The 3,253-nt window shown below is 67.0% G+C and carries 5 protein-coding genes; all 5 read right to left on the reverse strand.

The features are described 5' to 3' along the window. The coding region (locus AAGI46_16520) for a hypothetical protein (GenBank protein ID MEM1013811.1) at positions 1 to 1,284 on the reverse strand (1,284 nt) is incomplete at its 3' end. Then, the gene (locus AAGI46_16525; protein MEM1013812.1) at positions 1,275 to 1,673 is read right to left on the reverse strand and encodes a hypothetical protein; all 399 of its coding nucleotides are present in this window, start codon (positions 1,671 to 1,673) and stop codon (positions 1,275 to 1,277) included. The genes AAGI46_16525 and AAGI46_16520, both read right to left, overlap by 10 nt. Then, positions 1,670 to 2,155 carry a hypothetical protein gene (locus AAGI46_16530; GenBank protein MEM1013813.1) on the reverse strand — a complete coding sequence of 162 codons (486 nt, stop codon included), beginning with the start codon at positions 2,153 to 2,155 and terminating at the stop codon, positions 1,670 to 1,672. The genes AAGI46_16525 and AAGI46_16530 overlap by 4 nt, the downstream gene beginning before the upstream one ends. After that, positions 2,155 to 2,436, reverse strand: coding sequence for a hypothetical protein (locus AAGI46_16535; protein ID MEM1013814.1), 282 nt, complete (start codon positions 2,434 to 2,436; stop codon positions 2,155 to 2,157). The genes AAGI46_16530 and AAGI46_16535 overlap by 1 nt, the downstream gene beginning before the upstream one ends. 180 nt (positions 2,437 to 2,616) lie before the next feature. Further along, a partial coding sequence (locus tag AAGI46_16540) for a S1 RNA-binding domain-containing protein (GenBank protein MEM1013815.1) occupies positions 2,617 to 3,253 on the reverse strand: 637 nt, incomplete at its 5' end.

Raw genomic sequence — 3,253 nt, forward strand, 5'->3', positions numbered from 1 at the left:
CTCGCCTGGCTGGGCACCGGGCCAAACGCGGAGCAGCGAGCCGTGCCCCGCCTTGCCGGTGATGACGAAGTCCTCCATCACCACGTCGACGAGGCTCCGGCCGTGCTCGGCGCTGCCGCCGTGGAACTCGACGGCGTTGGCAGTCTCGCTCGTGATGCTGCCGCCGACGTAGCGAACGTGCTCGGCACCGTGGTCGAATTGCATCGTCCCCTCGACGACGTTGTTCTCCCACCGGGCGACGCGGAACCGCGTGTCCTTGGACCGGATGCTCTCGGGGCCACGCGGGAGCGGGCCGACGCCGTTGGCTCCGACGAGGCGGTTGTCGCCGACGTAGGCGAAAGCACCGACCTGCAGGATCACCGCCGACTTGCCCATGTCTCGGGGCGGTCCGCCGTTGCGTTCGGACAGGTTCGAGAGGTCGTTGCCCGTGACGCTGACGAAGCGCGTGCCGCCGTAATCCGTCCGGTCGTAGGCACCGCTGAGCCGGAAGATGTGCTCGTCGTTGGAGTTGTTGAACGTGTTGCCGGTGGCGACGACGTTGGTGCTGTCGCCGAAGAGGCCCAGGCCGTAGCGGCGGATCGTGTCGGTCCCGACTTGGCGATTGCCGGCGAAGTAGAGGCCGTCGAGCTGGTAGCCGAAGTCGGTGACGATGACGTTCGCCGCTCGCTCGATCGTGCAGTCGATGACGGCGAGCCCGTCGCCGGGCCGGACGCACATGCCGTCCTTGCCGGCGAGGTCGTCGTGACGGAACGTGACACCGCGGACGGTGACGTTGCCTGCCGTGGCGTCGATGAGATGCCGGTTGCTCGGACCGGTGATGATCGTGCCGCGGTGGGGATCGGGGTGGCCGAGGATCAGCTCGCCTGCACGTGCGACGATTGGGCCACGGACTTCGCCCGCGGGAAGCTGTCGGATCAGCAGTTCGGACCGCGCACCGACGACGACGCGTGTGTGGGCTTTGCCGTCAAGGTCGATCATGTACGTGCCAGGCTCGTCGTAGACAAACGCAGCGTTGAAACCCTTGAGCGTGGTGCCGTCGCTCGACCAGACGTGGGTGACGTCGACGTCGGGCTCGTCGACCTGGACAAAGACGGCTTGATCGGTCAGAGCTTGGACCAGCCGTAGCTCGCCCGCATCGCGTAGTGCGTCGTTCTCCGCCTGGAGCCGGACATTCTCGGCGTGCAGGCGAAGCAGCGCGTCCATCGCGTCATCGAACGGATCGTCCGCCGACACAGGACGCGTCGGCATGACAAGGAGCATCAGGATCAGCAGGGCTAGTCGCATGGCTTCTCCGTGGAAGAGGGTAGTTGGGCCGGCGGCAGATCCCGCGGCAGAAGTCGATCGTCGCGATCGAGCCGACGTCGCAGCCGGTCGATCTGGGCTTCGAGCATTCGGTTGGACCGCTCAAGGTCGGAGCACATCCGCTCCAACGTTCGGCACCGTGCTCGCAGATCAGCCTCGCAGGCCTTGAGCGTTGCATTCTCACTCCAGAGAGCCTGCACCTGCTTGAGGAGCGCCTCCTGACCTTGGAACGAGAGCTCGCCTTCGAGGCGACGGCGGTCTTGCCGGAATCGCGCCGCCCGAGTGCCCCGGCCGACGGCTTCGCGAAGAAGCAGCGTCACGCCGGAGACCATCGCCGCAAGCACCGTCGGCGGAAGAGTGGCGGCGTTCATCGTGCAATCTCCTTCGTGACGTGGTGGAACAGCCCGTTCGGCGTGAAGCGCTCGGGGACGAGCCCTTCAAGCAGGCCGACGCGTTGCAGGGCGGCGATCATGATCTCGCTGCAGAACCACCAGTTGAGCCGATGGCGAACGCACGCCCACTTGAAGGCGAGGACGCCCGGCAAGTCGTACTGGCCGCCGACCTTGTTCACGCACCAGCGACGCAGGCGATCGACCTGACGAGGCCCGAGCCGGACCGGCACGAGGTCCCACCGGTTCGCCCGGTCGCCGCCGAGTTGGATGCGCTTGAACCGCACGCCGCCGTCGCGCCAGGAGCTGCTGAAGCAAACGCTGGTGCCAAGTCTCGGGCGTTCGTCGAAGACGAGCTCGACGTGGCTGTGCGGGCCGGGGTCGTGTCGAGCGACAAGGCGATCGAGCAATCGGCCGTGCTCGCCGCCGCGGTAAAATGCGAGGTGGACGTGTGCCCGGCTCATCACGGCACCGCCCGGCTGGCGGCGACGTCGACCAGCTTGTCCGCCAGGTCCGTTAACTTCGACGCGATGGCAGCTTCGCTCGTCGCGCCCTCAATCGTCACGCTGCCGTCGGGCGTTTCGGCGTGCAGGCTTCCGATCTGCGTGTCGAAGCCGACGTTGATGACCTCGACCATCCGGCCGTCGGGCGAGGCGTAACTGACGCGGCGGTAACAACCCGCCAGCATCGGCAGGACGAGGCCGACCGCGAGGAGTCGACTGGGTTTCGCTTTTGGTTTCGGCATCGCCCCAAGCACGGCGCTGCGCGCCGGCGGCCGCGGGGGCGAGAATGAGCATCAGAATCCAGCTCGTTTCGCCGTGAGCGTCAGCGAGCCTGACAGCGCGAGACGAGCCTGCAGAGCACGCTCGCTAGCGCTCACCGCTAAGCGATCCGACGCGTCGCAACCACCCATCAAACAAGCGGTTCAGAAGTCCAAGCCACCCTTGAGAGGCTGCTTCTTCAACCGCTTCTGACGCTGCTGCTTGTTCGCCTCGCGAGCCGCCTGTTCCTTGACCAGCCGGGCCTCGGCCTCGGGGTCGTGCTTCTTGAGGGTCAGGCGTAGGCGACGCTTCTCCGGGTCGACCTCCAGCACGCGAGCGTCGATCTCTTGGCCGAGCTTGACGACGTCTTCAGTCCGGCGGACGCGGTTTTCGCTCATCTCGCTGATGTGCACCAGCCCGTCCACGCCGGCCTCGAGCTCGACGAACGCGCCGAAGTCGGCGACACGCGTCACCTTGCCGCGATGCGTGCTGCCCGCCGGGTACTTGCCAGCCGCCTCGGCCCACGGATCACCGCCGGCCTGCTTGAGGCTCAGCGTGAGCTTGCGGGCCTTGGGCTCGAGCCCGATGACCATCAGGCGAAGCTGCTCGCCAACGTTGGTGACTTCGCTCGGGTGCCGCACCCGACGCCAGCTCGTTTCACTCGCAGGCAGCAGCGCCTCGATGCCCTCTTCGAGCTCGTCGAGCGTCGCCCGGATGTCGGGCGACGTGCCTTCGTCGCGTTGAGTGCGGGTCGCCACGCCTTGCCCGGGATCGTACACACGAGGACCCAGCCCGCCAACC

Source organism: Planctomycetota bacterium (assembly GCA_038746835.1).
In the GTDB taxonomy this organism is placed as follows: Bacteria; Planctomycetota; Phycisphaerae; order Tepidisphaerales; family Tepidisphaeraceae; genus JBCDKH01.

Bases quoted from the DNA above. Each gene is read 5' to 3' on its own strand.
- AAGI46_16525 (MEM1013812.1), bottom strand. From the start codon at position 1,673: ATGAACGCCGCCACTCTTCCGCCGACGGTGCTTGCGGCGATGGTCTCC.
- AAGI46_16530 (MEM1013813.1), bottom strand. From the start codon at position 2,155: ATGAGCCGGGCACACGTCCACCTCGCATTTTACCGCGGCGGCGAGCAC.
- AAGI46_16535 (MEM1013814.1), bottom strand. From the start codon at position 2,436: ATGCCGAAACCAAAAGCGAAACCCAGTCGACTCCTCGCGGTCGGCCTC.